The organism is Streptomyces sp. NPDC014734 (assembly GCF_043083325.1).
GTDB lineage: Bacteria > Actinomycetota > Actinomycetes > Streptomycetales > Streptomycetaceae > Streptomyces.
Genome location: NZ_JBIBYN010000006.1, coordinates 201,587 through 228,212, shown reverse-complemented (window position 1 = coordinate 228,212; position 26,626 = coordinate 201,587). Strand labels below are relative to the sequence as shown.

Here is a 26,626-nt window from a genome sequence, read left to right as displayed (position 1 = left end):
TGGTGGCCCGAGAAAGGGGTTCTCCGCCATGCCGACACTCCGGGCTCTGTTCGTCGCCCCGTTGCTGCTGGCACTGCTGGGCCTTGGCGCAACACCCCTGCCCGAAGAATCGTTCCCCACACCCGCGATGTCCCACCTCTCCCGGTTTGTCGCCGGGGGCGGTGCTCCCACCGCGGCACTGCTGGCCCGTCGTGCTTCCACCGCACCGTACGACACGTTCCGTTCGACGGGACCCGGTATCCGCAGGGCGGACCGGTTCCGGGCGGGCAGCGTCACCAAGACCTTCGTCGCCGCGGTCGTGCTCCAACTCGCCGGGGAGGGACGCCTGCGGCTCTCGGACCCCGTCGACCGACTGCTGCCCGGGCTGATCCGCGGCAACGGCAACGACGGCCGCCGCATCACGCTGCGCGCCCTGCTCGACCACACCAGCGGACTGAACGACTACACCGCCGACGCCTCCGCCCGCCCCCTCTCCGCCGCCGACGCGGTCCGGGTCGCGCTCTCCCACCGCCCGACGGGCGCCCCCGGCCACTACGCCTACGCGAACACCAACTACGTCGTGCTCGGGCTGGTCGTCCGGCGCGTCACCGGGCACGACTACGCCACCGAGATCCGCCGACGCATCATCAATCCCCTGCGTCTCACCGGCACCTCCCTGCCCGGTGCCCGGACCACCCTGCCCTCCCCGCACGGCAGGGGATTCACCCGCGATCCGGCCGACGGCACCCTGCGCGACGTCACCGCGCTGGACCCGCGCGGCGCGGGCGCGGCCGGCGAGCTGATCTCCACGCTCGACGACCTCGACCGCTTCTACACGGCCCTGCTCGGCGGGGAGATCCTCCGGCCCGCCGAGCTGGCGGCCATGCTGGACACGACCGCCACGCACGGCGTGTACGGACTGGGCGTCTACCCGCAACGGCTCTCCTGCGGCCTCACCGTCTGGGGCCACAACGGGCACATCACGGGCAGCCGCGTCCGCACCGCCGCCACCCGCGACGGCCGCCACGTCCTGACCTATCGCGTCGACACCGACGCCCTGGCCGACGCGGAGGCACTGGAAACGGCGCTGCTCGACGCGGAGTTCTGCGCCCGCGCGCCCACCGTCCGGGCCCCGTGAGCCGCGCGCCCACCGTGCGGCGCTACAACGGCACGATGTCCGGGGCGCCGAGCCGGGCCGCGTCGGCAGTGAGGTCGTCCGGCTGACGCTGCGACTCGCGCTCCGCCTCCACCCGCTTCTCGTAGTGCTCGACCTCCCGGTCGATGTGCTGTCCGTCCCAGCCCAGCACCGGCGCCATCAGTTCCGCGCAGAGCCGGGCGCTGCGCGTGCCGCGGTCGAAGGTCTCGATGGAGATCCGGGTGCGGCGGGTCAGCACGTCGTCGAGGTGCCGGGCCCCCTCGTGCGAGGCCGCGTAGACGATCTCGGCCTTCAGGTAGTCGTCAGCGGCGGGCAGCGGCTCGCCGAGCACCGGGTCCGCGACGATCAGATCCAGGATCTGCTCCGTCATGGAGCCGTAGCGGTTGAGCAGATGCTCCACCCGGGCGACATGGAGCCCCGTCCGGGCCGCGATTCTCGCCCGGGCGTTCCACAGCGCCGGATAGCCCTCCGCGCCCAGCAGCGGGATGTCCTCCGTGACGCACTGGGCCACCCGCTGGTCGAGACCGTGCACCGCCTCGTCGACGGCGTCCTTCGCCATCACCCGGTACGTGGTGTATTTTCCGCCCGCCACGACCACGAGACCGGGTACCGGGTGCGCCACGGTGTGCTCGCGCGAGAGCTTGCTGGTCGCCTCCGACTCGCCGGCCAGCAGCGGTCGCAGCCCGGCGTAGACACCCTGGACGTCATCCCTGGTCAGCGGCGTGGCCAGGACGGTGTTGACGTGTTCGAGGAGGTAGTCGATATCGGCGCTGGACGCCGCCGGGTGGGCCTTGTCGAGGTCCCAGTCGGTGTCGGTGGTCCCGATGATCCAGTGCCGCCCCCACGGGATGACGAACAGGACGGACTTCTCGGTGCGCAGGATCAGGCCGGTCGAGGAGTGGATGCGGTCCTTCGGGACGACCAGATGGATGCCCTTGGACGCCCGGACATGGAACAGCCCGCGCTCCCCGATCAGCGCCTGGGTGTCGTCCGTCCACACACCGGTCGCGTTCACCACCTGCTTGGCCCTGACCTCGTACTCCCCGCCCGCCTCGACGTCCTGCACCCGGGCGCCGACGACCCGTTCGCCCTCCCGGAGGAAGCCGATCACCCGCGCCCGGTTCGCGACGTGGGCGCCGTACCCGGCGGCGGTGCGCACCAGCGTCGCCACATAGCGGGCGTCGTCCATCTGCGCGTCGTAATACTGCAGGGCCCCGACCAGGGCGTCCTTCCGCAGCGACGGGGCCACCCGCAGGGCGCGGCGGCGGGAGAGGTGGCGGTGGACGGGCAGGCCGCGGCCGTGCCCCGAGGACACCGACATCGCGTCGTACAGCGCCACGCCGGAACCGGCGTAGAGCCGCTCCCACCCCTTGTGCTGCAAGGGGTAGAGGAAGGGCACCGGCTTCACCAGATGCGGGGCCAGCCGCTCCAGCAGCAGCCCGCGCTCCTTCAGTGCCTCCCGGACCAGCGCGAAGTCGAGCATCTCCAGATAGCGCAGCCCGCCGTGGATCAGCTTGCTCGATCTGCTCGATGTGCCCGAGGCCCAGTCGCGCGCCTCGACCAGACCGGTCGAGAGTCCCCGTGTCGCCGCGTCCAGTGCCGTGCCGGCGCCGACCACGCCCGCCCCCACGACCAGTACGTCCAGTTCGCGCTCGGCCATGGCGGCGAGTGCCTCGGCACGCTCCGCGGGTCCCAGTGTCGCTGTCCTCACTGCTGCCTCCCGGGGTGGATCGGGGTGGTCCGGCACGGGACGTGGCACGACCGACCGGTCGGACGTCCCTGCCCACCACTCGATTCTGTCCGCCGTCCACGACTTCGGCCACCGCCTGTGGACAACACCCGGCGGCACGGGCCAGACAATGCGACATATAGGTCATATTTACGCCTAGTCTGACATCGCACCGTCCCCAGCGGTTGCGCTTTCTGCTCCCCCATGGTCGTGTACCGGCCGGATCATGAGGTCGCCGCCCTCCGTGAACCGGCCGGTCCGAGGGAAGGACGGCCCATCCCCATGCCCGCAGACCTCGCTGTCATCGGACTCGGCCACCTCGGCCTGCCCCTCGCACAGGCCGCCGTCGCCGCCGGCGTCCAGACCGTCGGCTACGACACCGACCCACGCGCCCACGCGGAACTCGCCGCGGGCCGCACCCCCGCCGAGGGCGCGCTCACCGCCTCGGGGGTCCGCCGGATGCTCGCGGGGGGCTTCCGTCCCACCACCGACCCTGCCGAACTGGGCCGGGTCCGCACCGCGGTGATCTGCGCGCCCACCCCGCTCGGCGCCGACCGCACCCTCGACCTCACCGCCCTCACCGACGCCACCCGCGCCCTCGCCGCCCGGCTGCGCCCGCACACCACCGTCCTTGTGGAATCGGCCGTCCAGCCGGGCACCACCGAGAACCACGTCCTGCCCCTCCTCGAAGCGGGATCGGGACTGCGCGCCGGGCGCGACTTCCACCTCGCCTACTCCCCCGGCCGCCTCGACCCCGGCAACCGGACCCGCGTCTACGCCAACACGCCCAAGGTCATCGGCGGTCTCACGCCCGCCTGCACCGAATCCGCCGCCGCCTTCTACGGCCGGCTCACCGACAAGGTGGTCCGGGCCCGCGGCCCGCGCGAGGCCGAGATGACGAAGGTCCTGGAGACCAACTTCCGGCACGTCAACATCGCCCTGGTCAACGAGATGGCCGTGCTCTGCCACGACCTCGGCGTCGACCTGTGGGACGTCATCCGGTGCGCCGAGACCAAGCCCTTCGGCTTCGAGCCGTTCCGCCCCGGGCCCGGCGTCGGCGGGCACGGCGTCCCCGTCGACCCGGGCCGTCTCCCGTACCACAGCCGCACCCCCGGCCACCCGTTGCGGATGGTCTCGCTCGCCCAGGAGATCAACGACCGGATGCCGCAGTACGTGATCCAGCGCTGCGCCACCCTGCTGAACGAGCACGGAAAATCGGTGCGCGGCGCCCGGGTCCTGCTCCTCGGCGTCACCTACAAGCCCGACCTCGCCGACCAGGAGGCCTCGCCCGCCCGGGAGATCGCCTCCCGGCTGATCGACATGGGCGCCCAGATCGGCTACCACGACCCGCACGTCCTGGACTGGCGGGTGCGCGAACGGCCCGTCCCGCGCGCCGACTCGCTGTACGAGGCGGCGGCCGGCGCCGACCTCACGGTGCTGCTCCAGCACCACCGCACCTACGACCTCCAGGGCCTCGCCGTGAAGGCCCAGCTCCTGCTGGACACCCGGGGCGCGACCCCTGCGGGGGCCGCGCACCGGCTGTGAGCAGAAGATTCCGAAGATTTTGGTGGGCGATGTCATAGGTGACTGCTAGCCTGCGGCGTCACATCTCGCACATTCGTGCGCTTCCGTTCCCAGGGGGATCCCACCATGAGCCAGCCCGTGCCGCCGCCGAACCAGCAGCCCGGCGGACAGCCTTTCGACGGCAACCCTTACGCGGGCGGCCAGCAACCCGGTGCCCAGGCCGGCAACCCCTACGCCGACCAGCAGCCGGGCGCCCCCACCGGCAACCCGTTCGCGGGCCAGCAGCCCGGCCCGTACGGACAGCCCGGACAGCCCGGTCAGCCGGGACAGCCGGGACAGCCCGCCCCCGCGTTCGGCGGCGCGCCGTTCGCCCCGCCCGCACCGCCCGCCCCCGCCCGCGACAACGTGGGCCTCGGGCTGCTGACGGCGCTGGTCGCGGCGGTCGTCACGGCCTTCCTGTACGGCGTGATCGCCGGGGCGATCGAGCGCGAGGTCGGCTACATCGCCGTCGGCGTCGGCTTCCTGGTCGGCTTCGCGGCGAGCAAGGTCGGCGGCCGCAGCCCGATCCTGCCCGTGGTCAGCGCCGTCCTGTCGGTGGGCGCCGTCTACCTCGGCCAGCTCATCGGCGTCTCGATCATCCTGTCCGACCTGGTCAACCAGTCCGCGTCCACGCTGTTCATCGACCACTTCGACATCCTGACGAAGGCGTGGAACGAGGCTGCGGACTTCAAGACCTACCTCTTCCTGCTGCTCGGTGCCGTCGCCGCGTTCGGTGGCGCCAAGAAGGCAGCCGGCTCGTAGCCCGGGCCCGGCGCCCCGGTGCCGGACATGCGCGAGGGCCCCGGAAGCCGCCGACAGCGGTTTCCGGGGCCCTCGCCCGTGTCCCTGAGCGCGCGAGGCGGTCAGCGGCTGTGCTGCGAGTCCGCCACCGTCACCTCGACGCGCTGGAACTCCTTGAGCTCGCTGTAGCCCGTCGTGGCCATCGCCCGGCGCAGCGCGCCGAAGACGTTCATCGAGCCGTCGGGCGAGTGCGAGGGTCCGGTGAGGACCTCCTCGGTCGTGCCGACGGTGCCGAGGTCGACCAGCTTGCCGCGCGGCACGTCCTCGTGGACCGCTTCCATGCCCCAGTGCCGGCCGCGCCCCGGCGCGTCCGTCGCACGGGCCAGCGGGGAGCCGATCATCACGGCGTCCGCGCCGCAGGCGATGGCCTTCGGCAGGTCGCCCGACCAGCCGACACCGCCGTCCGCGATCACGTGCACGTACCGGCCGCCCGACTCGTCCATGTAGTCGCGGCGGGCCCCGGCCACGTCGGCGACCGCGGTCGCCATCGGGACCTGGATGCCGAAGACGTTGCGCGTGGTGTGCGCGGCGCCGCCGCCGAAGCCGACGAGCACACCGGCCGCGCCGGTGCGCATCAGGTGCAGGGCCGCGGTGTACGTGGCGCAGCCGCCGACGATCACCGGAACGTCCAGCTCGTAGATGAACTGCTTGAGGTTGAGCGGCTCGGCGGCGCCCGAGACGTGCTCGGCGGAGACCGTCGTCCCGCGGATGACGAAGATGTCCACACCCGCGTCGACGACCGCCTTGGAGAACTGCGCGGTGCGCTGCGGGGAGAGCGCGGCGGCGGTGACGACGCCGGAGTCGCGCACCTCCTTGATGCGCTGCCCGATCAGCTCCTCCCGGATCGGGGCGGCGTAGATCTCCTGGAGGCGGCGGGTCGCCGCCTCGGCGGGCATCTCGGCGATCTCGTCGAGCAGCGGCTGCGGGTCCTCGTACCGGGTCCACAGCCCTTCCAGGTTGAGGACGCCGAGTCCGCCCAGCTGACCGATGCGGATCGCGGTCTGCGGGGAGACCACCGAGTCCATGGGGGCGGCCAGGAACGGCAGCTCGAAGCGGTAGGCGTCGATCTGCCAGGCGATCGAGACCTCCTTCGGGTCGCGGGTTCGGCGACTCGGTACGACGGCGATGTCGTCGAACGCGTATGCCCGGCGGCCGCGCTTGCCGCGCCCGATCTCGATCTCAGTCACGATGGTGTGGCCTTTCCCTCTACGTCTGCGCTGTCCAGTATCCCCGACACACGCCGGAGGGGCGGTCCCGGGAACCCCGCCCTGTCGGAAACCGACAGTGCGGGAAGCCCCTGGCCGCCCCTCGGTCGCGTCGGTGCGCGTCACTTCCTGCTGTAGTTGGGGGCCTCGACCGTCATCTGGATGTCGTGCGGGTGGCTCTCCTTGAGGCCCGCCGAGGTGATCCGGACGAACCGGCCGTTGGCCTGGAGCTCCGGCACGGTGCGGCCGCCGACGTAGAACATCGACTGGCGCAGACCGCCGGTGAGCTGGTGGACGACCGCGGAGAGCGGGCCCCGGTAGGGAACCTGGCCCTCGATGCCCTCGGGGACCAGCTTCTCGTCGGAGGCGACGCCCTCCTGGAAGTAGCGGTCCTTGGAGAACGACTTGCGGTCGCCGCGGGTCTGCATCGCGCCGAGCGATCCCATGCCGCGGTACGACTTGAACTGCTTGCCGTTGATGAAGAGCAGCTCGCCCGGGGACTCCTCGCACCCGGCCAGCAGCGAACCCAGCATCACGGTGTCCGCGCCGGCCACCAGGGCCTTGGCGATGTCGCCGGAGTACTGCAGGCCGCCGTCGCCGATGACCGGGACACCCGCCGCCTTCGCGGCGAGCGACGCCTCGTAGATCGCGGTGACCTGCGGGACACCGATGCCGGCCACGACGCGGGTGGTGCAGATGGAACCGGGGCCGACACCGACCTTGATGCCGTCGACACCGGCGTCGATCAGCGACTGGGCGCCGTCCCGGGTGGCGATGTTGCCACCGATGACGTCGACGCCGGAGGCATTCGACTTGATCTTGGAGACCATGTCGCCGACCAGGCGGGAGTGGCCGTGGGCGGTGTCGACGACGATGAAGTCGACGCCCGCCGCGACGAGCGCCTGGGCCCGCTCGAAGGCGTCGCCCGCGACACCGACGGCGGCGCCGACCAGCAGCCGGCCCTCCTTGTCCTTGGCGGCGTTCGGGTACTGCTCCGCCTTGACGAAGTCCTTGACGGTGATCAGGCCCTTGAGCACGCCCGCGTCGTCGACCAGCGGCAGCTTCTCGATCTTGTGGCGGCGCAGCAGCTCCATGGCGTCCACGCCGGAGATGCCGACCTTGCCGGTGACCAGCGGCATGGGCGTCATGACCTCGCGCACCTGGCGCGAGCGGTCCGACTCGAAGGCCATGTCGCGGTTGGTGACGATGCCGAGCAGCTTGCCCGCGGGGTCGGTGACCGGGACGCCGCTGATCCGGAACTTGGCGCACAGCTCGTCGGCGTCGCGCAGCGTCGCGTCCGGGTGCACCGTGATCGGGTCGGTGACCATGCCGGACTCGGAGCGCTTCACCAGGTCGACCTGGTTGGCCTGGTCGGCGATGGAGAGGTTGCGGTGCAGCACGCCCGCGCCGCCCTGCCGGGCCATGGCGATCGCCATGCGGGCCTCGGTCACCTTGTCCATCGCGGCGGAGAGCAGCGGGATGTTCACCCGCACGTTCCTGGAGATGTACGAGGAGGTGTCGATCTGGTCGGGCGCCATGTCGGACGCGCCCGGCAGCAGCAGCACGTCGTCGTATGTCAGCCCGAGCGTCGCGAATTTCTCGGGCACTCCGTCGACGTTTGCAGTCATGACACCTTCCCCAAATGGCCTTGATCGGTGCGGATGTCCATGCTAACGGCCTTCGCGGGCGTCTCATTCCACGCGCAAGATCACCAAGGGTTCCCGTAGCTTCCCGCTCCACCTGCAACCGTACGGTCGTACGCATCCCGAACGGAACCCGGCCCTCGTCCGGGCCCGCCGCGTGCGCGCCGGGCGCGCGACCCCGCCGGGCCCGGCACCGCGTGCCCGGCGCGTGCCGCGCGCCGGGCCCCGCTCACTGTTCGGCGAGCGCGCGCAGTCTGCTCAGCGCCCGGTGCTGGGCGACCCGTACCGCGCCCGGCGACATGCCGAGCATCTGTCCGGTCTCCTCGGCGGTCAGGCCCACCGCGACCCGCAGCACCAGCAGTTCCCGCTGGTTGTCCGGGAGGTTGGCGAGGAGTTTCTTGGCCCAGGCGGCATCGCTGCTGAGCAGCGCGCGCTCCTCGGGCCCGAGCGAGTCGTCGGGCCGCTCGGGCATCTCGTCGGAGGGAACGGCGGTCGACCCCGGGTGCCGCATGGCGGCCCGCTGGAGGTCGGCGACCTTGTGGCCGGCGATGGCGAAGACGAACGCCTCGAAGGGTCTGCCGGTGTCCTTGTAGCGGGGCAGCGCCATCAGCACCGCGACGCAGACCTCCTGCGCGAGGTCCTCCACGAAGTGGCGCGCATCACCGGGCAGACGGTTCAGCCGGGACCTGCAGTAGCGCAGCGCGAGCGGATGGACGTGGGCCAGCAGGTCATGCGTGGCCTGCGCGTCGCCCTCGACGGCACGATGCACCAGTGCACCGATCACCGTCGTCTCGTCGTCGCGCATCGAACCATGGTGCCTCGGAGTCTTGTCTTCCGCTCCGCCGCGTCCGTAGTTGTGCACCGAAGCGTTATGAGCGGGTGCGCCGGAAGTCATGTCCTGCGCCCTCCCCTTCCGCTCGACCGAATCGTTCCCGAGGAACTCCACATCTCAAGGATGCGGCATCGGCCGGAAAGCGTCACACGCCGTCGGCGCGGCGGGCACCGCCGACGGGGCGGCGCCCGGCCCACGCGCCGCGACCGCGACACCCCGTCCGCCGGAGCACGGACGGGGAAGCGACCGGCCTCCGGCCGCAGCCGCAGGTCAGCGGACCAGGCCCCAGCGGAAGCCGAGTGCGACGGCGTGCGCCCGGTCCGAGGCCCCGAGCTTCTTGAACAGGCGCCTGGCGTGCGTCTTCACCGTGTCCTCGGAGAGGAACAGCTCGCGCCCGATCTCGGCGTTCGAACGACCGTGGCTCATCCCTTCGAGCACCTGGATCTCCCGCGCGGTGAGGGTGGGCGCCGCCCCCATCTCGGCCGACCGCAACCGGCGCGGGGCGAGCCGCCAGGTCGGATCGGCCAGCGCCTGGGTGACGGTGGCCCGCAACTCCGCCCGGGAGGCGTCCTTGTGCAGATAGCCACGGGCACCGGCGGCGACCGCGAGCGCGACCCCGTCCAGGTCCTCGGCGACGGTCAGCATGATGATCCTGGCGCCGGGATCGGCGGAGAGCAGTCGCCGGACCGTCTCCACACCCCCGAGACCGGGCATGCGTACGTCCATCAGAATCAGATCCGAACGGTCGGCGCCCCAGCGGCGGAGGACTTCCTCGCCGTTGGCCGCCGTCGTCACCCGCTCGACGCCGGGCACGGTCGCGACCGCGCGCCGGAGCGCTTCTCGGGCAAGCGGGGAGTCGTCGCAGACGAGGACGGATGTCATGACCGTCCTCCGCAGCTGATGCGCGTCACCTTGAGCCTCCAGGCTGTTTACAAGTCGTCACCTGAGCGGTTGACGCTCTCGGACACCTGCCCGATCGCTTTTCCTGTCAACCGCCTCCGCCCTCTCAACGACGGTCACTCGAAAGAGTTACGGGTCGGACGGCCGGGTTCGGCACTCTACGTGAGGACTCGTGCACGGAGGAGAGTGACGCGGATTGTCCAGCCATCAACCGGATCTTCATATAAACCTGTGCCCCATTTAGCGGGTTTTCTTTCCTTTTCCTGGTGTCTGTGACTAGATTCGCAATCAGTCATATTTACATCTACATGCACCGTGGATGTGAATGTCATGAGCACGGTCAACCTTTACGACACCGGACGACATCAGACGACACCGGACGACTACGACGTTTCCGACTCAGCATGGTTTCGAGGGGACAAGCAATGGCAGATTTCTCCCGCCTTCCCGGACCCAACGCCGATCTGTGGGACTGGCAACTGTTGGCGGCCTGCCGCGGAGTCGACAGCTCGCTGTTCTTCCACCCGGAGGGTGAACGCGGGGCGGCGCGCAGCGCCCGCGAGAACTCGGCGAAAGAGGTCTGTATGCGATGCCCGGTACGCGCCGAGTGCGCGGCACACGCCCTGGCGGTGCGCGAGCCCTACGGGGTGTGGGGCGGACTCACCGAGGACGAGCGCGAGGAGCTCATGGGGCGGGCCCGCAACCGCCTGATCGCGGCGACGGCGCCGTCGGGCGGCGTGCCGTCCCCGTCGGGGCACGGCTGATGGCCCCCGCCCCGCCCGGTCGCGGTACGACGCCGCCGTCCAGATAAAACGTTTCTCCAGAGTGACCCGGCCGCCGGGGACCGCCGAAGCGCTCCGGGCACGTCCGGGCAGCCCGGCTCAGCGGGCCGCCGCCAGGGACAGCCGGTCCAGGGTGGCCGCCACCGCGGGCACCTGCGCCAGATCGGGAAGAGTCAGGGCGACGATCTCGCGCTCGACGGCGGGCTCCACCATCACGGTGCGGACCCCCTTGGCGCGGACCGACTCGATCGCCAGCTCCGGCAGCACCGCCACCCCCAGTCCGGCGCCGACCAGACCGACGACCGCCGGGTAGTCGTCGGTGGCGAAGTCGATCCGGGGCGTGAAGCCCGACTCCTCGCACACCTCCACCAGCTGGCGTCGGCAGCGCGGGCAGCCCGCGATCCAGGAGTCGTCGGCAAGTTCGGCGACGCCGACCGCGCCCGAGCCGGACAGCCGGTGCCCCTCGGGGACGAGGCCGATCAGCCGGTCGGTGAGCAGCGGGCGCACGACCAGGTCGTCCCACTCCGCGCCGGAGGCCCCGTACCGGAACGCCAGCGCGATGTCGCAGTCGCCCTCGCGCAGCATCTCGACCGAACGCGGCGGCTCGGCCTCGACGAGGGAGACCCTGGTCCCGGGATGGGCCGCGCGCAGCGCCGCGAGGGCCCCGGGAACCAGGGTGGAACTGCCGCTGGGGAACGAGACGAGCCGGACCCGGCCCGCCCGCAGACCGGCGATCGCGGCGACCTCCTCCTCGGCGGCGGTGAGTCCGGCGAGGATGCCCGAGGCGTGCCGGACGAGGGCCTCGCCCGCCTGGGTGAGCCGCATCTCGCGTCCGGTGCGGATCAGCAGGGTGGTGCCCGCGGAGGATTCCAGGGCCTTCATCTGCTGGCTGACGGCGGGCTGGGTGCAGCCCAGTTCACGGGCCGCGGCGGAGAACGATCCGGTGGTGGCGACGGCGCGCAGAACGCGGAGGTGGCGGGCTTCGATCACCCCTCAACCATAAGCAACTCTTGGGCGTGAAGCGAACTATTCCCGTGCACCTTTGAGGACCTTGTGGCTACGTTCCTCCCATGAACCCGATGGAACGAACCGCCCCGGGCACGGCGACGGAATCCACACCCCCGGCCGGACCGGCAGGACGCGCGCAGACGGCGCCGCCCACCGCCCCGGCCGGAGCGTCGGCGAAGGTGCCGATGACGGTGCTGACGGTGAACGTGGGCCGCGCCGAGGCGGCCCCGCACACGGACGCGCCCGGCGGCGCGACGGGGATCGGCAAGCGGCCGGCCGCCGGGCCGGTGCGCGTCCGCGACCCCGGCCCGAAGGGCTCCGGCGGCAGCGGTCTGGCCGGGGACGCGGTGTGCGACCTGCGTCATCACGGCGGCAGCGACCAGGCGGTGTACGCCTTCGCCCGCGAGGACCTCGACGGCTGGGAGCGGGAACTGGGCCGGGCACTGCCCAACGGCGCGTTCGGCGAGAACCTGACGACCGCCGGAGTGGACGTGAACGGCGCGAGGATCGGCGAGCGCTGGCGGGTGGGCCCGGATCTGGTGCTGGAGGTGTCGTCGAGCCGGATCCCCTGCCGGACGTTCGCCGGTCATCTCGACGAGCGGGGCTGGGTCAAGCGGTTCACGCGGGCCTGCGCCCCGGGCGCGTACCTACGGGTGATCGAGCCGGGCGAGATCCGGGCCGGGGACGCGGTCGAGATCGTGCGCCGTCCCGCCCACGACGTCACCGTGCGGCTCGACTTCCTGGCGTCGACGACGCGGCGGGATCTGCTGCCGCGGCTGCTCGCGGCCCGCGACGCCCTGCACCCCGAGGCGCTGCGGGCCGCGCTCGCGTACGTGGAGCGGCACACGGCCGACGGGTGAGTCCGCTGGCCGGCTGTGCCGGGGCGCCCGTCCGGCCGTGATCCGCCGGACGGGCACGTCACGGCCCGGGCGATAGGGGGGACGGGCACGCCCCCCTATCGCCCCCCAGGCCGTAACGTGCCGCCCATGACGACTGCACTGATCACGGGCGCGACCGCGGGCATCGGTGCCGCCTTCGCGCGACGGCTGGCGGCCGACGGGCACAACCTGGTGCTGGTGGCCCGCGACACGGAGCGGCTGCGCGAGCAGGCCACCGAACTGCACGACCGGCACGGCATCGAGGCGGAGGTGCTGACGGCCGACCTGTCGACGGACGAGGGGATCGCCTCGGTCGAGGAACGCCTGGCGGATGGCCGGCACCCGGTCGACCTGCTGGTCAACAACGCCGGGTTCGGCAACAAGGGGCGGTACCTGGAAGTACCGATGGCCGACGAGCTGAGCATGCTCAAGGTGCACTGCGAGGCGGTGCTGCGGCTGACCTCGGCCGCCGTGCCCGGGATGCGGGAGCGCGGGCGCGGCGGGGTCGTGAACGTGGCCTCGGTGGCGGCGTTCGTGCCGCGCGGGACGTACGGCGCGTCCAAGGCGTGGGTGGTGCAGTTCACCCAGGGGGCGGCCAAGGACCTCGCCGGTTCGGGGGTGCGGCTGATGGCGCTGTGCCCGGGTTTCGTGCGGACGGAGTTCCACCAGCGGGCCGGAATGGGCACCGGCAGCATCCCCGGCTGGATGTGGCTGGACGCCGACAAGCTGGTGTCCGCCGCCCTGACGGACCTGGCGCGCGGCAAGTCGCTCTCGGTGCCCGATCCGCGGTACAAGGCGCTGATGGGGGTCGTGAAGCTGACGCCCCGCGGCCTGCTCGGAGGGGTCGCCTCCACCACGGGCCGCAAGTACGGGCCGCGGTGAGAGCCTGGCGGGTGACCTTCGGCCGGACAGCGGACGCGGCATGGTGCGTGCGATTCCCAGGCGCCGGGAGGGCCCGGTGGCGGAGCTGCTCGGCCGTTCCGGCGACGCCGGAGGCGTGCGTGCCAGGACGTGGCCGCCCGGCCAGAGGTCACCCGCCAGGCTCTCGGCCGCGGCGGCTTCCAGCGGTCTCCGGGGCCCGGCGTGGTGACCGGGCCCCGGAGACCGGGAGGGGCGTCGCCGGTGGAGCGCCCGGCGCCGCGGCCGACGGGGTGGACCGGTGGGCCCTTCCGGCCGCCGCACGGCCCGGACCGCGGCCGGACCGCGGCCGGACGACGGCACGTTGAAGGAACCGCCTAACGCACCCCGCGGCCCGCGTAGGCGCCGATGTTGGGGGCTCCCGGCCGCACCTTGTCGCCGAACCAGTCCTTGCCGCCGTTGTTCTCGATCACGGCTCCGGCGGCGAGGGCGGGCGAGCCGGCTCCGAGCCGGAAGTCGGCCCGGAGCTTCGGATCGGCGGTGATGCCACCGGGGTTCGGGCGGGTCATGTCGATGCCGAAGAAGGCGTTGTGGTCGAAGGAGAGCCCGGGTGTCGGGTTCTTGAAGGCGTACCCTCCGGTGCCCTCGCTGACGAAGACGTTGTTCCTGATGGCCAGTTCGTGCTGGGTGGTGGCGGGGCTTCCGGCGTCGTCCTGGACGAGGTAGCCGGGAATCTGCTCCTTGTTGTGGAAGGTGTTGTTGTAGATCTTCGTGTCGAGGATCGGGCCCCAGCAGTTCTGGATCAGGCGGGCGCCGTCGTTCCGGCTGACGTTGTAACGGGCCACCGTGCCCACGGTCCTGGCGCCGCTGTACGGGCAGATCAGCAGGAAGCCGCCCTTGTTGTCGTGGCTGTAGTTGTACTGGAAGACGGTGTTCTGCGAGGCGCCGTCGGCGTCGAAGGACATGCCGTCGTGGGTGTTCCCGCCGCCGGAGACCTCGTTGTACTCGACGGTGGTGTCGTCGGTGTTGAAGGTCCAGATGCCCGCGTTGGCGGAGGGCGAGCGGAGCTGGAAGCCGTCGATCCGGTTGTGGTCGACGCGGGCGCCGCTGGTGGTGTCGAGCTTCATGCCGTCGCCGGCCAGGGAGGTGAGCGTGTTGTGGTGGATGCGGACGCGGGTGCTGGGCGTCCACTCGCCCGGGTAGACGTTCGGGTCCTGTTGCTCGCCGACCAGATCGCGTTTGGAGAACGTCGACTTGAAGTAGACGCCCTCGCGGTCGACGTCCTCGATACGGTTGTTGCCGATGTCCAGGCCGTCGTACCAACTGGCCTTCGTGGTGCCCTCGACGGCGATGTGGATCGCGCTGGAGCCGGAGACCGTCTTGTAGTCGCCGCCGCGCACGTCGTGGATGTACAGGCCGGAGATGTCGAAGCCGCGGGCGACGCCGTAGTCGGTGAGGAGGAGACGCACACCGTTGCGCTCGCTGCCCGGGTTGTCGGCGTTGGTGATCTCCAGCGCCTTGAGGTGCACGTACTGCGTGTCGGCGAGCAGCACCACGTCGTGGGCGCCCGCGCCGTCGAGCCGGGCGCGCGCCGCGGCGTTGCCGTAGTCGGCGATGGTGAACGGGGCTCGGGCGGATCCGGAACCCCGGGGGGCAAGGGTGCCGGCGCAGGTGGATCCGCGCTTGAAGAGCAGCCGGTCGCCGGGGCCGTAGGTGTGGGCGTTGGCCTCGGCGAGCGACGTCCAGGGGTGCTGCCTGCTGCCGGTGGCGCCGGCCGGTGCGGCGGCGCAGTCGACGTGGAAGGCGCGGCCGTGGGGCGCGGCCTGTGCGGCGGTCTGGCCGGTGACGGTCAGACCGGCGGCCGTCAGGGCCGCGAGCGCCGCGGCGGTGACGCGATGTCTCACAATTCCTCCGTACGAACAGTCGTGATGGGACGAGCGGTCGGGGACGGGATCGGGCAATCGGTCGGGGACGGGGTCGAGTTCGGGGCCGGGCGGGCGATCGGGTGATCGGTCGGTGGGTCCGGGGACCGGCGAACGGACGGGAACGGACGGGGACATGCCGGGGACACGCCGGGACGGGACGGGTCGACGCACAGGGCGGGTCGACGCGGCACGAACCGGTACGGGCCGATCCGGTGTCGCCGGAATCCCGCACTCGGACTGCCGGAATCCTGGACTCGGATTGATCGAACGTCAATGGATCGCGTTTGAATGATCGAAACTGCCATCGTTCGATCACGTTGGTCTAGGGTCGGACAACGGCCCCGGCACCGGCCGGTCCGGGGGTCGGGCCACAACACTGCGAGGGGACTGCCGCTGTGCGCGAAAGTGCTGCTGAACGTCATGACCGCCTGCTGGGGCTGGTACGGGAACGGGGTTCGGCCCGGGTCTCGGACCTGGCCTCGCAGCTGGGGGTCTCGCCCGTCACCGTGCGCCGGGACGTGGAGGAGCTGGCCGGCCGGGGGCTGCTGGACCGGGTCCACGGTTCGGTCTCCTGGCCCCGGGACGCCGCCGCGCCCGCCGCGGGGCCGGGCGGCAGCGGCCTGGTCCTCGGCATGCTCGCGCCCTCGTCGACGTACTACTTCGCCGAGGTGATCCGCGGCGCCCACGAGGCCGCCGCCCGGGCGGGCGCACGGCTGATCCTGCGGATCTCCGACTACCGTCCGCAGGAGGACCAGGCCCGCACCGAGGGACTGCTCTCCGCGGGCGCCGAGGGACTGCTGGTGGCGCCGGGCTGGCAGCATCCGGGGGACCCCGCCGCGTTCGGCGACTGGATCGCCTCGTTGCCCGTGCCGACCGTGCTGCTGGAGCGCAGGCCCGCCGCCGGTTCCCCGCTGGACGGCCTGGACCGGGTCTGCTCGGACCACGCGCACGGGGTGCTGCTCGCCGTGCGCCACCTGGTGGAGCTCGGGCACGGGGCGCCGCTGCTGATGGCCCGCGCCGACTCCCCGACCGCCGTGGCGGTGCGCTCCGGGTACGCGGAGGCGCTGGCCGTGCTCGGGCTGCCCGCTCCGCAGGAGGTGATCGACTCCGTCCCGGCCGAGCTGGCGCCGGACGCGTTCGAGGAGGCCGTGCAGGCCCTGCGCGCGGCGGTCCGCTCCGGGGTGGCCACGGCCGCGCTGATCCACAACGACGTGGACGCGATCCAGGTCGTGCAGCGCCTTGCCGAACTGGGGGTGCGGGTGCCGGACGACCTGGCGCTGATCGCCTACGACGACGAGGTGGCGGCGCTGGCGGACACCCCGCTCACCGCGGTGGCCCCGCCCAAGCGTGAGGTGGGCCGGCACGCGACGGAACTGCTGGTGGAACGGCTCGGCAGGCGCACGGCCGAACCGCGGCGGCATCTGACGCTGCTGCCACAGCTTCGGGTACGCGAATCGTGCGGCGCCCCGCTCGCACCGGCCGGCCAGGGGTGAGGGGCCGGGGCGGGCCGGGAACCGGGAGGCGGGAGGCGGGAGGGTGGCACGGGGGCGGCACGGCGTGTCCGGGGCCGCGGCCGGAACGATGTTCCACCGCCCGTCACCCCAGCGTAGCCCAGGGCATTCCCTCCGCTTCCGTACGTAAATTATCTGATCTTTTTTCGATCAATCGCTCTTTCGCTCTTGACTTCGGTCACGGCTGGTCCAAGGATCACGGCCAACGCCAATGTCGTCGTCAGTTCAGGAGCCTCGCTGTGAGCCGCAGTTCGAGCAGAACCTCTCTCGCCGTCGTCGGCGCCGCCACCGCCCTCACCGTTCTCACGGCCTGCGGCGGCAGCGGCGACGAAACCGCCTCCACCGGAAGCGACGGCAAGCCCGTCAGCATCACCTTCTGGGGATGGGCCAAGGGGTCCAAGGAGGTCGTCGACGCGTTCAACGCCTCGCACAAGAACATCAAGGTGGTCTACGAGGAGATCCCGTCCGGGAACGCCGGCGGCTACGCCAAGATCTCCAACGCGGTGAAGGCGGGCAACGCCCCCGACCTGGTCTCCATCGAGTACCCGCAGCTCCCCGAGTACGTCAGCCAGGGCGCGCTCCAGGACATCGGCAAGTACTTCACCGACGACGTCAAGAAGAAGCTGCTCCCGCAGGCCGTCGAACTGACCACGCTCGGCGGCAAGAGCTGGGCCGTTCCGTTCGACGCCTCGCCGCAGTCCTTCTACTACCGCAAGGACCTGTTCGAGAAGTACGGCGTCGAGGTCCCCAAGACCTGGGACGAGTTCCGCAAGGCCGCCGAGAAGATCAAGAAGGCCGACAAGAAGGCCCGGATCGGCACGTTCTTCCCCGACGACCCGACCACCTTCCAGGCGATGGCCTGGCAGGCCGGTGCCCAGTGGTACAAGCCCGAGGGCGACACCTGGAAGGTCAGCACCGCCGACGCGGCCACCAACAAGGTCGCCGACTACTGGCAGGGCCTGCTCGACGACGACCTGATCCGCGCGAACGCCTCGTTCAGCCCCGAGTGGACCAACTCCCTCAAGAACGACGGCACCGTCGGCTACCTCGGCGCCGCCTGGGGCGCGGGCGTCCTCAAGGGCACCCTGCCCGAGCAGAGCGGCAAGTGGGCCGTCGCCCCGATGCCCAGCTGGGACGGCAAGCCGGCCAGCGGCATGCTCGGCGGCTCCACCTTCGCGGTGACCAAGACCAGCAAGAAGGCCGAGGCCGCGGTCGAGTTCGCCACCTGGATGTCGACCACCGAGGAAGGCATCAAGGCCCGCATCGAGTCCGGCACGTCGAGCGCCTTCCCGGCCGCGGCGGCCCTGCGCCCGGTGGCCAAGAAGTCCTTCGACGCCGGGTTCTACGGCGGTGAGGACATCTACCAGGTGTTCGAGGGCGCCGCGACGTCCATCGGCCGGAACTGGAACTGGGGCCCGACGACCGGCACCACGAACACCACCATCAAGGACCAGTTCGGCAAGGTCGCCAGCGGCTCCACCACCATCAAGGACGCGGTGAAGGCCGGACACGACGCCACCGTCGCCGAGCTGAAGAAGCGCGGACTGAAGGTCGAGGACGCAGGCTGATGAAACGCGCCCGGACGAACAGAGCCGCCGCCATCCTGCTGGGGCCCTTCTTCGTACTGTTCACCCTGGTCATGGTGTTGCCGATCGGATACGCGGTCTGGCTCAGCCTGTTCACGGAGAAACAGTCCGGCCTGGGCTTCGGCGGCACCGAGTCCGTCTTCAGCGGACTCGACAACTACCTGGCGGCCCTGGGCGACCGGGCGTTCCTTGAGGGCTTCGGCGTACTCATCGGATACTGCCTGATCTACATTCCGCTGCTGCTCGTCGGAGCCCTCGCCCTCGCCCTGCTGCTGGACTCCGCGCTGGCCCGCGCCCGACGCTTCTTCCAGCTCGCGCTGTTCCTGCCGCACGCCGTGCCCGGCATCATCGCCGCGCTGATCTGGGTGTACCTGTACACGCCCCAGCTCAGCCCGGTGGTCAGCGCCATGGAGTCCGGCGGCATCGGCTTCGACTTCTTCTCCCCCGAGGGCGCCCTCCCCTCCATCGTGAACATCGCGCTGTGGGAGTGGCTCGGCTACAACATGGTGATCTTCTACGCCGCGTTGCAGGCCATCGACCGCTCCGTACTGGAAGCGGCGACGGTCGACGGGGCGGGTGCCTGGCGCATCGCGATCGGCATCAAGGTGCCGCTGATCCGCGCCTCGGTCGTGATGGTCGCGCTGTTCACGGTCATCGGCTCGCTCCAGCTCTTCACCGAGCCGCTGATCCTCAACAAGGGGACCGGTTCCGCCGTCTCCTCCACCTGGACGCCGAACATGTACGCGTACACCGCGGCCTTCGAACGCAACGACTACGGTCTCGCCGCTGCCGCGTCCATCCTGCTGGCGCTCACGGCCGCGCTGCTGTCCTTCGTCGTCACCCGCTTCACCGGCCGGAAGGGCAAGAAAGCATGAACTCCCCCGCCTCCCGCAGCCGCTGGATGTCGAAGGCCGCCGTCAACGGCTTCCTCCTGCTCGCCGTCGTCTACATGCTCTTCCCCCTCGTCTGGCTGGTCACCGCCGCCACGAAGGACACCGGCGGTCTGCTCGCGGGCAACGCCTTCTCCTTCGAGGACTTCAACCTCGGCGAGAACCTGTCGAACCTCGCCTCCTACGGCGACGGCGTCTACTTCCGCTGGTACCTCAACAGCCTCCTGTACGCGGGCGTCGGGGCGGTCGTCTGCTCGCTGATCTGCGTCGCCGCGGGATACGCCTTCGACAAGTACGACTTCCGGGGCAAGGAGAAGCTGTTCGGCCTGGTGCTGATGGGCGTGCTCGTCCCGACCACGGCGCTCGCCCTGCCGATGTACCTGCTGGCCTCCAAGACCGGCCTGGTCAACACCTACTGGTCGGTGCTGATCCCGGTGCTCGTCAACCCGTTCGGCGTGTATCTCGCGCGGGTGTTCAGCACCGGCTACATACCGAACGAGGCCCTGGAGGCCGCCCGTATCGACGGGGCCGGCGAGCTGCGCGTCTTCTGGTCCATCGGGCTGCGCATGATCATGCCGGGCTTCGTGACGGTCTTCCTCTTCCAGTTCACCGCGATCTGGAACAACTTCTTCCTCCCCCTCGTGATGCTCTCGGACCGCAAGCTCTTCCCGCTGAGCCTCGGTCTGTACTCCTGGAACACGAACACCCACGGCGAGCCGAGCTTCTACCCGCTCGTCGTCACCGGTTCGCTTCTCGCCGTGATCCCCCTGATCGTCGCCTTCGTCTCGCTCCAGCGGCACTGGAAGGCCGGCCTGACCGCCGGCAGCGTCAAGTGACCCTTCCCACGAGCCCCCCACGAGCCCCGAGGAGTACGGGTTCCACCATGCCCCACGCCACTGACAACCGGCCGACGTCCCTGCTCGCGATGGGTCCCGGCATAGCCGACCGCCTGCTGACCGACCACCACCGCGCCCGGCTGGCCGCCCTCACCCGCACCGACCCGTACCTCGTCGCCCACGACCTGACCGACCCCTCGCCCGAGGTGGCCGCCGCGCTCGCCGAGGCCGAGGTCCTGTTCACCTGCTGGGGCGCGACACCGCTCACCGCCGAGGTGCTGGCGGCGGCACCCCGGCTGCGGGCCGTGGTGCACGCGGCGGGTTCCGTGAAGCACCACATCACGGACGTCTGCTGGGAACGCGGCATCGCCGTCACCTCGACGGCCGGGGCCAACGCCCTGCCGGTCGCCGAGTTCACGCTCGCCACGATCCTCCTCGCCAACAAGCGCGTGCTCCACTCCGCCGACCGCTACCGGGCCCTGCGCACCCAGCACGACTGGCTCGCCGAACTCGACACGTCCGGCAACTACCGCCGGACCGTCGGCATCATCGGCGCCTCGCGCATCGGCCGACGCGTCATCGAACTGCTGCGCCCCTTCGACCTGGACGTCCTGCTGTACGACCCGTACGTGGACGCTCCGGAGGCGGCGCGGCTCGGCGTCCGGCTCGCCGCGCTCGACGAGCTGTGCGCGAACAGCTCGGTCGTCTCGGTGCACGCCCCGCAGCTCCCGGAGACGCACCACCTCGTCGGCGCGGCGCAGTTCGCCGTCATGGCGGACGGGACGACGCTGATCAACACGGCGCGGGGTTCCCTTGTCGACGAGGCGGCGCTGCTGCCCGAGCTGACGTCCGGCCGGCTGCACGCGGTGCTGGACGTGACCGACCCCGAGGTCCCGCCCGCGGACTCGCCGCTGTACGGGCTGCCGAACGTGCTGCTCACCCCGCACGTGGCGGGTTCACTGGGCAACGAGCTGCACCGGATGGCCGACCATGCGCTCGACGAGCTGGAACGGTATGTCCAGGGGCAGCCGTTCGCCGACCCGGTCCGGGCCGGGGTGCTGCCGCACTCGGCGTGATTCCGCCGGCCCGTCCGGTACGTCTGAAGGCCCGCGGCCGGAGCCGCGGGCCTTCAGACGTACCGGAGCGCATGCCGGAGGCCCGGTACCCCTCGACGGGATACCGGGCCTCACTGGCTGGGCGAGAACGCGTCAGTGCGCGTGGCCGTGGCCGCCGTGACCGGCGTCGGCCTCCTCCTCGGCCGGCTTCTCGACGACCAGGGTCTCGGTCGTGAGCAGCAGCGACGCGATGGACGCGGCGTTCTCCAGCGCGGAGCGGGTGACCTTGACCGGGTCGATGACGCCGGCCTTCACCAGGTCGCCGTACTCGCCGGTCGCGGCGTTGAAGCCCTGGCCCTTGTCGAGCTCGGCGACCTTGGAGGTGATGACGTAGCCCTCGAGGCCGGCGTTCTCGGCGATCCAGCGCAGCGGCTCGACGGCGGCACGGCGCACGACCGCGACACCGGTGGCCTCGTCGCCGGTCTTGCCGAGGTCGCCCTCCAGCACCTTGACGGCGTGGACCAGGGCGGAGCCACCACCGGAGACGATGCCCTCCTCGACCGCGGCGCGGGTCGCGGAGATGGCGTCCTCCAGACGGTGCTTCTTCTCCTTGAGCTCCACCTCGGTGGCGGCACCGACGCGGATCACGCACACGCCGCCGGCCAGCTTGGCGAGGCGCTCCTGGAGCTTCTCGCGGTCCCAGTCGGAGTCCGTGGCGTCGATCTCGGCCTTGATCTGGTTGACCCGGCCCTTGACGTCGCCGGGCTCGCCGCCGCCGTCCACGATCGTGGTGTCGTCCTTGGTGACGGTCACACGGCGGGCGGTGCCCAGCACGTCCAGACCGGCCTGGTCGAGCTTGAGGCCGACCTCCTCGGCGATGACGGTCGCACCGGTGAGGGTGGCGATGTCACCGAGCATGGCCTTGCGGCGGTCGCCGAAGCCCGGGGCCTTCACCGCGACGGCGTTGAAGGTGCCGCGGATCTTGTTGACGACCAGGGTCGACAGGGCCTCGCCCTCGACGTCCTCGGCGATGATCAGCAGCGGCTTGGAGCCACCGGCCTGGATGACCTTCTCCAGCAGCGGGAGCAGCTCCTGGATCGCGCCGATCTTGCCCTGGTGGATCAGGATGTACGGGTCGTCGAGGACGGCCTCCATACGCTCCTGGTCGGTCACCATGTACGGGGACAGGTAGCCCTTGTCGAAGGCCATGCCCTCGGTGAAGTCGAGGTCCAGACCGAAGGTGTTGGACTCCTCGACGGTGATGACACCGTCCTTGCCGACCTTGTCCATCGCGTCCGCGATGAGCTCGCCGACCTGCGGGTCCTGCGCGGAGAGCGCGGCCACGGCGGCGATGTCGGACTTGTCGTCGATCGGGCGGGCGGTCGCGAGGAGGTCCTCGGACACTGCCTTGACCGCGGCGTCGATGCCCTTCTTCAGGGCGGCCGGGGAGGCACCCGCGGCGACGTTGCGCAGACCCTCGCGGACGAGCGCCTGGGCCAGCACGGTGGCGGTGGTCGTACCGTCACCCGCGATGTCGTTGGTCTTGGTGGCGACCTCCTTCACCAGCTGGGCACCGAGGTTCTCGTACGGGTCCTCGATCTCGACCTCGCGCGCGATGGTGACACCGTCGTTGGTGATGGTGGGGGCGCCGAACTTCTTGTCGATGACGACGTTGCGGCCCTTGGGGCCGATCGTCACCTTGACCGTGTCGGCAAGCTTGTTGACGCCGCGCTCAAGGGCGCGACGGGCGTCCTCGTCGAACTTCAGGATCTTCGCCATGGGAGCTGAGCTTTCCTCTCGAAACGAACTGCGCCCCCGACCGCCCGGCTGATCATGACGCACGGGGCCAGGGGCGCAGAACGGAAAAACGTGGGTGAATTACTTCTCGATGATCGCGAGAACGTCGCGAGCCGAGAGGACGAGGTACTCCTCGCCGTTGTACTTCACCTCGGTGCCGCCGTACTTGCTGTACAGCACGACGTCGCCGGTCTTGACGTCGAGCGGAAGGCGCTCGCCGTTCTCGAAGCGGCCCGGGCCCACGGCCAGGACGACGCCCTCCTGGGGCTTCTCCTTGGCGGTGTCCGGAATGACCAGGCCGGAGGCCGTGGTCTGCTCGGCGTCGAGCGGCTGGACCACAATGCGGTCCTCGAGCGGCTTGATCGCAACCTTGGAGCTGGCGGTCGACACGATCCGGTCTCCCCCTTCGGAGATCTCACGGGGTTAAGAGTCTGTGGGTGGCGACCAGGTGGATCCGTCGTCGCGGGTGCCGGACCTGCCAGTCGCACAGTACTGCTGGCACTCTCCAGGGGTGAGTGCCAGAACCGAGACTATGACCGCGATTAGCACTCGGTCAAGCGGAGTGCCAATTCAGCCAGTCGTGGCGCCCGGACGCTCCCCGTCCCGGACGACGGTTCCGGGCGGACATCGGTTCCGGCGGGGACGGTGCCGGGCGGACGACGGTGCCGGGCGGACGACGGTCCCGGCGGGGACGGTTCCGGGCAAACGACGGTTCCGGACGGACGGCGGATCCGGTGGGGCATGGGCGAGGCGACGATCCGAGCACCATGAGGGACAACGCGGAGACGGGCCGTCCCGTTCCGTACGACCGTGGGGCGCATGCCCGAAAGCCCACCCCGACCCGCCTCCGCCCTCCTCACAGGGCGCGGCGGCGCTCGTGCCGTGCCTCACGACCGTGCCGGCCTCGCACGGCGACTACCGTCGCGCGCACCCCGAGCCGATACCCGCCCCCTCGTACGACCCCGGCCGGTCCGGCCTCCCGTGTCCGAGTGGTGGGGACAGCCGGGAGTGCCGGGAGGCGGGCGGCTGATGGCAGGTGGCGGAGGTCCGCGGTCCCGGTGCCCCTCGACCGCCGCCCGGAACCCCCCGCGGGTCCGCGGGCGGGCCCGCGGCGGGTTCCGGCCGCGGATGGGTGATGTTCCGGGCGGCCTTGCGGCCCAGCCGTTCGATCGGGTCGACCGACTGCGCGCACCCGGCGGTCGCGGTCAGCAGCGCCCCGGCCGCCAGTACCCCGGCGACCAGCCGGTGCGCGCGGCTCATACGTAGTCCTCCAGCCGGGCCACGGCGAACCCCTGGTCCGTGATCGTCCGCATGACGGAGCGGACCAGGTCGGTCATGCCGACGCCCCACTCACCGCGGCCCCGGAAGTGCGTGAGGATGACGTCGCCGGGGTGCAGTGCCTGGTCCCCGCGCCACTCCATGTGGTCCGGGAACGCCTCCGCGTTCCAGAGCGGCACGGCCCTGATGCCGCAGGACCTGGCGATCCGGAGCGTGTCCCCGTTGTAGTTGCCGTAGGGCGGACGGAACAGGGCGGGCCGCTTCCCGAGCCGTTTCTCGATGACGTCCTGCTGGCCGCAGATCTCGCGCTTCTGCTCGTCGTACGAGAGCCCGGGAAGGTAGCGGTGGTGGAGCGTGTGGTTGTTGGCGGTGACGCCCAGCCGCTGCGCCTCGCCGAAGTACCCGTAATCGTCGCCCACCTCCTGGTCGGTGAGGAACGCGCTGTACGGGATGGCAAGTTCGTCCATCATCCGCAGCAGTTCGGGGTCCTTCTCGGCACCATCGTCCATGGTCAGGAAGACCACCCGGTCCTTGGTCGGAACGGTGGTGAAGACCGGCGGCAGGCCGTCGTCTCCGCCCTCGACCTCGAACCCCGCGCGGGTGGTGAGACGCGGTTTGACGGCGGGGGGCGGGGGCGCGACCAGCGGGGTGCGGACCAGCCCCCATTTCTTCGCGAGCGCCGTCCGGACGGCGGGGGCGAGTTGAGCGTTCTCGCGCGCGGGCGCGTCGGCCGGCCTGCGCGCGCGGGCGCCGGGCCGTGCCCCGGGCTGCCCGTTCGGCTGCCCGGCGGCCGGGGGCGGGGCCGCGTGGCCGGGGCCGGTGTCCGGCCGTTTCCCGGTCTCCGAGGCGCAGCCCGAACCGACGGCGGCGACCAGAAGCCCTGCCAGGATCGCGCGGGCACCCCGCCTGCCGCCGGAAGGACGCGCCCTCGATTCGCACCTCATCATGGCTAATTTTCCTTTTGTCGCATAAATGGCAGGGCGTCGCATACTGCCAGCGCGAGGGGGGTGGACCGGCCCGACACCACCGCAGGCCGGCCCGGTCAACCCGACTGGCCCACCGTCCCGGCTGGCTCACAATGGGGCGGGTGAACGCTTTCGCCCCGCACGGCCCGTCCGAACCGCACGGCCCGTCCGAACCGCATCACCCGTCCGCGCCGAACGATCCGTCCGGACCGGACGCCCCCTCCGGACCGGACGCCTCCCACGGACCGGACGGCCCGCTCGCCGCCTTCCTGGCCCTGCGCACCCCCGAGGGATCGGCGCTGCTGGAGGAGCTGCGGTCGTACGACCCCGCCCAGGAGCTGGCCGTCGCCACCCGGCTGCGCCGCACCCACCCGGCCGCCCTGGTGTCGGCGGCGCTGGGGCAGGCACGGCTGCGGCAGCGCGCGGTGGCGAAGTTCGGCGCCGAGGACGCGTACCGGATGTTCTTCACGCCGAACGGCGTCGAGCAGGCGACCCGGACGTCGGTGGCCGCCCATCGGGCGCGCAGGCTCGTGGCGGCGGGCGGGGTGCGCCGCGTCGCGGACCTCTGCTGCGGGATCGGGGGCGACGCGATCGCGTTCGCGCGGGCGGGCATCGCGGTCCTCGCCGTGGACCGGGACCCGCTGACCGCCGAGGTGGCCCGCGCCAACGCGGCGGCGCTCGGCCTGGCGGAGCTGATCGAGGTGCGGTGCGCCGATGTCGCGACGATCGACACCTCGCCGTACGACGCGGTCTTCGTCGACCCGGCCCGGCGCGGCGGCCGGGGCAGGATCTTCGACCCCGAGGCGTACTCGCCGCCGCTCTCCTGGGCGACCGCGGCCGCGCTGCGGGCCCCCCGCGCCGCGCTGAAGATCGCCCCCGGAATCCCGCACGAGGCGATCCCGGCGGAGGCGGAGGCCGAGTGGATCTCGGACGGCGGCGACGTGAAGGAGGCGGTGCTCTGGTTCGGCGACGGCTTCGCGGCCGGTTCGTTCCGGGCCACCGTGCTCCCGGCGGGGGCCGGCCTGTGGTCCGCGTCCCCGCTGCCCGCCCCGCCGGTCGGCCCGGTCGGACGCTATCTGTACGAGCCGGACGGCGCGGTCATCCGCGCCCACCTGGTCGCCGACGTCGTGGCCCGGTGCGAGGGCCGGCTGATCGACGAGACCATCGCGTACGTGACGAGCGACCGGCCGTACACGTCCCCGTGCACCACCGGGTACGAGATCACCGACCGGCTGCCGTTCAACATGAAGCGGCTGAAGGCGTTGCTGCGGGAGCGGAAGGTCGGAGTCCTGACGGTGAAGAAGCGCGGCTCGGCCGTCGAGCCGGAGGAGCTGCGCCGCCGGATGAAGCTCCAGGGGCCGAACACGGCGACGGTCTTCCTGACCCGGGTGGCCGGGGCGCCGACGATGCTGATCGGCCACCCGATGACGGACCCGGCCTGACCGGCCC

At 71.4% G+C, this 26,626-nt stretch carries 23 protein-coding genes; 12 read left to right on the top strand and 11 right to left on the bottom strand.

What is annotated here, in order from left to right; all coding sequences use genetic code 11:
• Positions 1-28 precede the first annotated feature (28 nt).
• The gene (locus ACF1CT_RS13135) at positions 29-1,117 is read left to right on the top strand and encodes a serine hydrolase domain-containing protein (protein ID WP_391783881.1); all 1,089 of its coding nucleotides are present in this window, start codon (positions 29-31) and stop codon (positions 1,115-1,117) included.
• Positions 1,118-1,139: 22 nt separating this feature from the next.
• Here the strand turns inward: ACF1CT_RS13135 and ACF1CT_RS13130 are convergent, their stop codons facing one another.
• On the bottom strand, positions 1,140-2,846 hold the full coding sequence (locus ACF1CT_RS13130; RefSeq protein WP_391783880.1) for a glycerol-3-phosphate dehydrogenase/oxidase: 1,707 nt from the start codon (positions 2,844-2,846) through the stop codon (positions 1,140-1,142).
• A gap of 300 nt (positions 2,847-3,146) precedes the next feature.
• Here ACF1CT_RS13130 and ACF1CT_RS13125 point away from each other — a divergent pair, with 300 nt between their 5' ends.
• Positions 3,147-4,409 carry a nucleotide sugar dehydrogenase gene (locus ACF1CT_RS13125; protein WP_391783879.1) on the top strand — a complete coding sequence of 421 codons (1,263 nt, stop codon included), beginning with the start codon at positions 3,147-3,149 and terminating at the stop codon, positions 4,407-4,409.
• A 105-nt stretch (positions 4,410-4,514) separates the two neighbouring features.
• Positions 4,515-5,189 (top strand): hypothetical protein, encoded by a 675-nt coding sequence (locus ACF1CT_RS13120; protein ID WP_391783878.1) that lies wholly within the window; start codon positions 4,515-4,517, stop codon positions 5,187-5,189.
• A gap of 101 nt (positions 5,190-5,290) precedes the next feature.
• Here the strand turns inward: ACF1CT_RS13120 and ACF1CT_RS13115 are convergent, their stop codons facing one another.
• The 4 genes from ACF1CT_RS13115 to ACF1CT_RS13100 all read right to left on the bottom strand — a co-directional run bounded on the left by ACF1CT_RS13115 (position 5,291) and on the right by ACF1CT_RS13100 (position 9,790).
• A complete protein-coding gene (locus tag ACF1CT_RS13115) occupies positions 5,291-6,415 on the bottom strand; it encodes a GuaB3 family IMP dehydrogenase-related protein (protein WP_391783877.1) in 1,125 nt (374 codons plus the stop codon).
• A gap of 140 nt (positions 6,416-6,555) precedes the next feature.
• Positions 6,556-8,061: an IMP dehydrogenase gene (gene guaB / locus ACF1CT_RS13110; RefSeq protein WP_391783876.1), complete on the bottom strand. Its 1,506-nt coding sequence runs from the start codon at positions 8,059-8,061 to the stop codon at positions 6,556-6,558.
• A 244-nt stretch (positions 8,062-8,305) separates the two neighbouring features.
• Positions 8,306-8,881 carry a sigma-70 family RNA polymerase sigma factor gene (locus tag ACF1CT_RS13105; protein ID WP_093893485.1) on the bottom strand — a complete coding sequence of 192 codons (576 nt, stop codon included), beginning with the start codon at positions 8,879-8,881 and terminating at the stop codon, positions 8,306-8,308.
• 297 nt (positions 8,882-9,178) lie between these two features.
• On the bottom strand, positions 9,179-9,790 hold the full coding sequence (locus ACF1CT_RS13100) for a response regulator transcription factor (RefSeq protein WP_003948568.1): 612 nt from the start codon (positions 9,788-9,790) through the stop codon (positions 9,179-9,181).
• A 443-nt stretch (positions 9,791-10,233) separates the two neighbouring features.
• Between ACF1CT_RS13100 and ACF1CT_RS13095 the strand changes: the two genes are divergently transcribed.
• On the top strand, positions 10,234-10,572 hold the full coding sequence (locus ACF1CT_RS13095) for a WhiB family transcriptional regulator (protein WP_391783875.1): 339 nt from the start codon (positions 10,234-10,236) through the stop codon (positions 10,570-10,572).
• 117 nt (positions 10,573-10,689) lie between these two features.
• Here ACF1CT_RS13095 and ACF1CT_RS13090 read toward each other — a convergent pair whose 3' ends face one another.
• A complete protein-coding gene (locus ACF1CT_RS13090; RefSeq protein ID WP_391783874.1) occupies positions 10,690-11,580 on the bottom strand; it encodes a LysR family transcriptional regulator in 891 nt (296 codons plus the stop codon).
• A 203-nt stretch (positions 11,581-11,783) separates the two neighbouring features.
• Between ACF1CT_RS13090 and ACF1CT_RS13085 the strand changes: the two genes are divergently transcribed.
• Positions 11,784-12,458: an MOSC domain-containing protein gene (locus tag ACF1CT_RS13085; RefSeq protein WP_391783972.1), complete on the top strand. Its 675-nt coding sequence runs from the start codon at positions 11,784-11,786 to the stop codon at positions 12,456-12,458.
• A gap of 126 nt (positions 12,459-12,584) precedes the next feature.
• Positions 12,585-13,358, top strand: coding sequence for an SDR family NAD(P)-dependent oxidoreductase (locus tag ACF1CT_RS13080; protein WP_391783873.1), 774 nt, complete (start codon positions 12,585-12,587; stop codon positions 13,356-13,358).
• Positions 13,359-13,711: 353 nt separating this feature from the next.
• Here the strand turns inward: ACF1CT_RS13080 and ACF1CT_RS13075 are convergent, their stop codons facing one another.
• Positions 13,712-15,238 carry a right-handed parallel beta-helix repeat-containing protein gene (locus ACF1CT_RS13075; protein ID WP_391783872.1) on the bottom strand — a complete coding sequence of 509 codons (1,527 nt, stop codon included), beginning with the start codon at positions 15,236-15,238 and terminating at the stop codon, positions 13,712-13,714.
• Positions 15,239-15,654: 416 nt separating this feature from the next.
• Here ACF1CT_RS13075 and ACF1CT_RS13070 point away from each other — a divergent pair, with 416 nt between their 5' ends.
• The 5 genes from ACF1CT_RS13070 to ACF1CT_RS13050 all read left to right on the top strand — a co-directional run bounded on the left by ACF1CT_RS13070 (position 15,655) and on the right by ACF1CT_RS13050 (position 21,158).
• A complete protein-coding gene (locus ACF1CT_RS13070) occupies positions 15,655-16,752 on the top strand; it encodes a substrate-binding domain-containing protein (protein WP_391783871.1) in 1,098 nt (365 codons plus the stop codon).
• A gap of 257 nt (positions 16,753-17,009) precedes the next feature.
• Positions 17,010-18,338 carry an ABC transporter substrate-binding protein gene (locus tag ACF1CT_RS13065; protein ID WP_391783870.1) on the top strand — a complete coding sequence of 443 codons (1,329 nt, stop codon included), beginning with the start codon at positions 17,010-17,012 and terminating at the stop codon, positions 18,336-18,338.
• A complete protein-coding gene (locus tag ACF1CT_RS13060; RefSeq protein WP_391783869.1) occupies positions 18,338-19,231 on the top strand; it encodes a carbohydrate ABC transporter permease in 894 nt (297 codons plus the stop codon). The genes ACF1CT_RS13065 and ACF1CT_RS13060 overlap by 1 nt, the downstream gene beginning before the upstream one ends.
• Positions 19,228-20,082 carry a carbohydrate ABC transporter permease gene (locus ACF1CT_RS13055; RefSeq protein WP_391783868.1) on the top strand — a complete coding sequence of 285 codons (855 nt, stop codon included), beginning with the start codon at positions 19,228-19,230 and terminating at the stop codon, positions 20,080-20,082. Before ACF1CT_RS13060 ends, ACF1CT_RS13055 begins: the two co-directional genes overlap by 4 nt.
• 47 nt (positions 20,083-20,129) lie before the next feature.
• Entirely contained in the window at positions 20,130-21,158 is a 1,029-nt protein-coding gene (locus ACF1CT_RS13050) for a hydroxyacid dehydrogenase (RefSeq protein WP_391783867.1), read from the top strand.
• A 132-nt stretch (positions 21,159-21,290) separates the two neighbouring features.
• Here the strand turns inward: ACF1CT_RS13050 and groL are convergent, their stop codons facing one another.
• From groL to ACF1CT_RS13030, 4 genes are all read right to left on the bottom strand, one after another.
• Positions 21,291-22,916, bottom strand: coding sequence for a chaperonin GroEL (groL, locus tag ACF1CT_RS13045; RefSeq protein ID WP_391783866.1), 1,626 nt, complete (start codon positions 22,914-22,916; stop codon positions 21,291-21,293).
• 99 nt (positions 22,917-23,015) lie between these two features.
• Positions 23,016-23,324: a co-chaperone GroES gene (gene groES, locus ACF1CT_RS13040; protein WP_018101172.1), complete on the bottom strand. Its 309-nt coding sequence runs from the start codon at positions 23,322-23,324 to the stop codon at positions 23,016-23,018.
• Between the two features lie 525 nt (positions 23,325-23,849).
• Positions 23,850-24,194, bottom strand: coding sequence for a hypothetical protein (locus ACF1CT_RS13035; RefSeq protein ID WP_391783865.1), 345 nt, complete (start codon positions 24,192-24,194; stop codon positions 23,850-23,852).
• Positions 24,191-25,159 carry a polysaccharide deacetylase family protein gene (locus ACF1CT_RS13030; protein WP_391783864.1) on the bottom strand — a complete coding sequence of 323 codons (969 nt, stop codon included), beginning with the start codon at positions 25,157-25,159 and terminating at the stop codon, positions 24,191-24,193. Before ACF1CT_RS13030 ends, ACF1CT_RS13035 begins: the two co-directional genes overlap by 4 nt.
• A 131-nt stretch (positions 25,160-25,290) precedes the next feature.
• Between ACF1CT_RS13030 and ACF1CT_RS13025 the strand changes: the two genes are divergently transcribed.
• A complete protein-coding gene (locus ACF1CT_RS13025) occupies positions 25,291-26,619 on the top strand; it encodes a methyltransferase domain-containing protein (protein WP_391783863.1) in 1,329 nt (442 codons plus the stop codon).
• Positions 26,620-26,626: the final 7 nt, after the last annotated feature.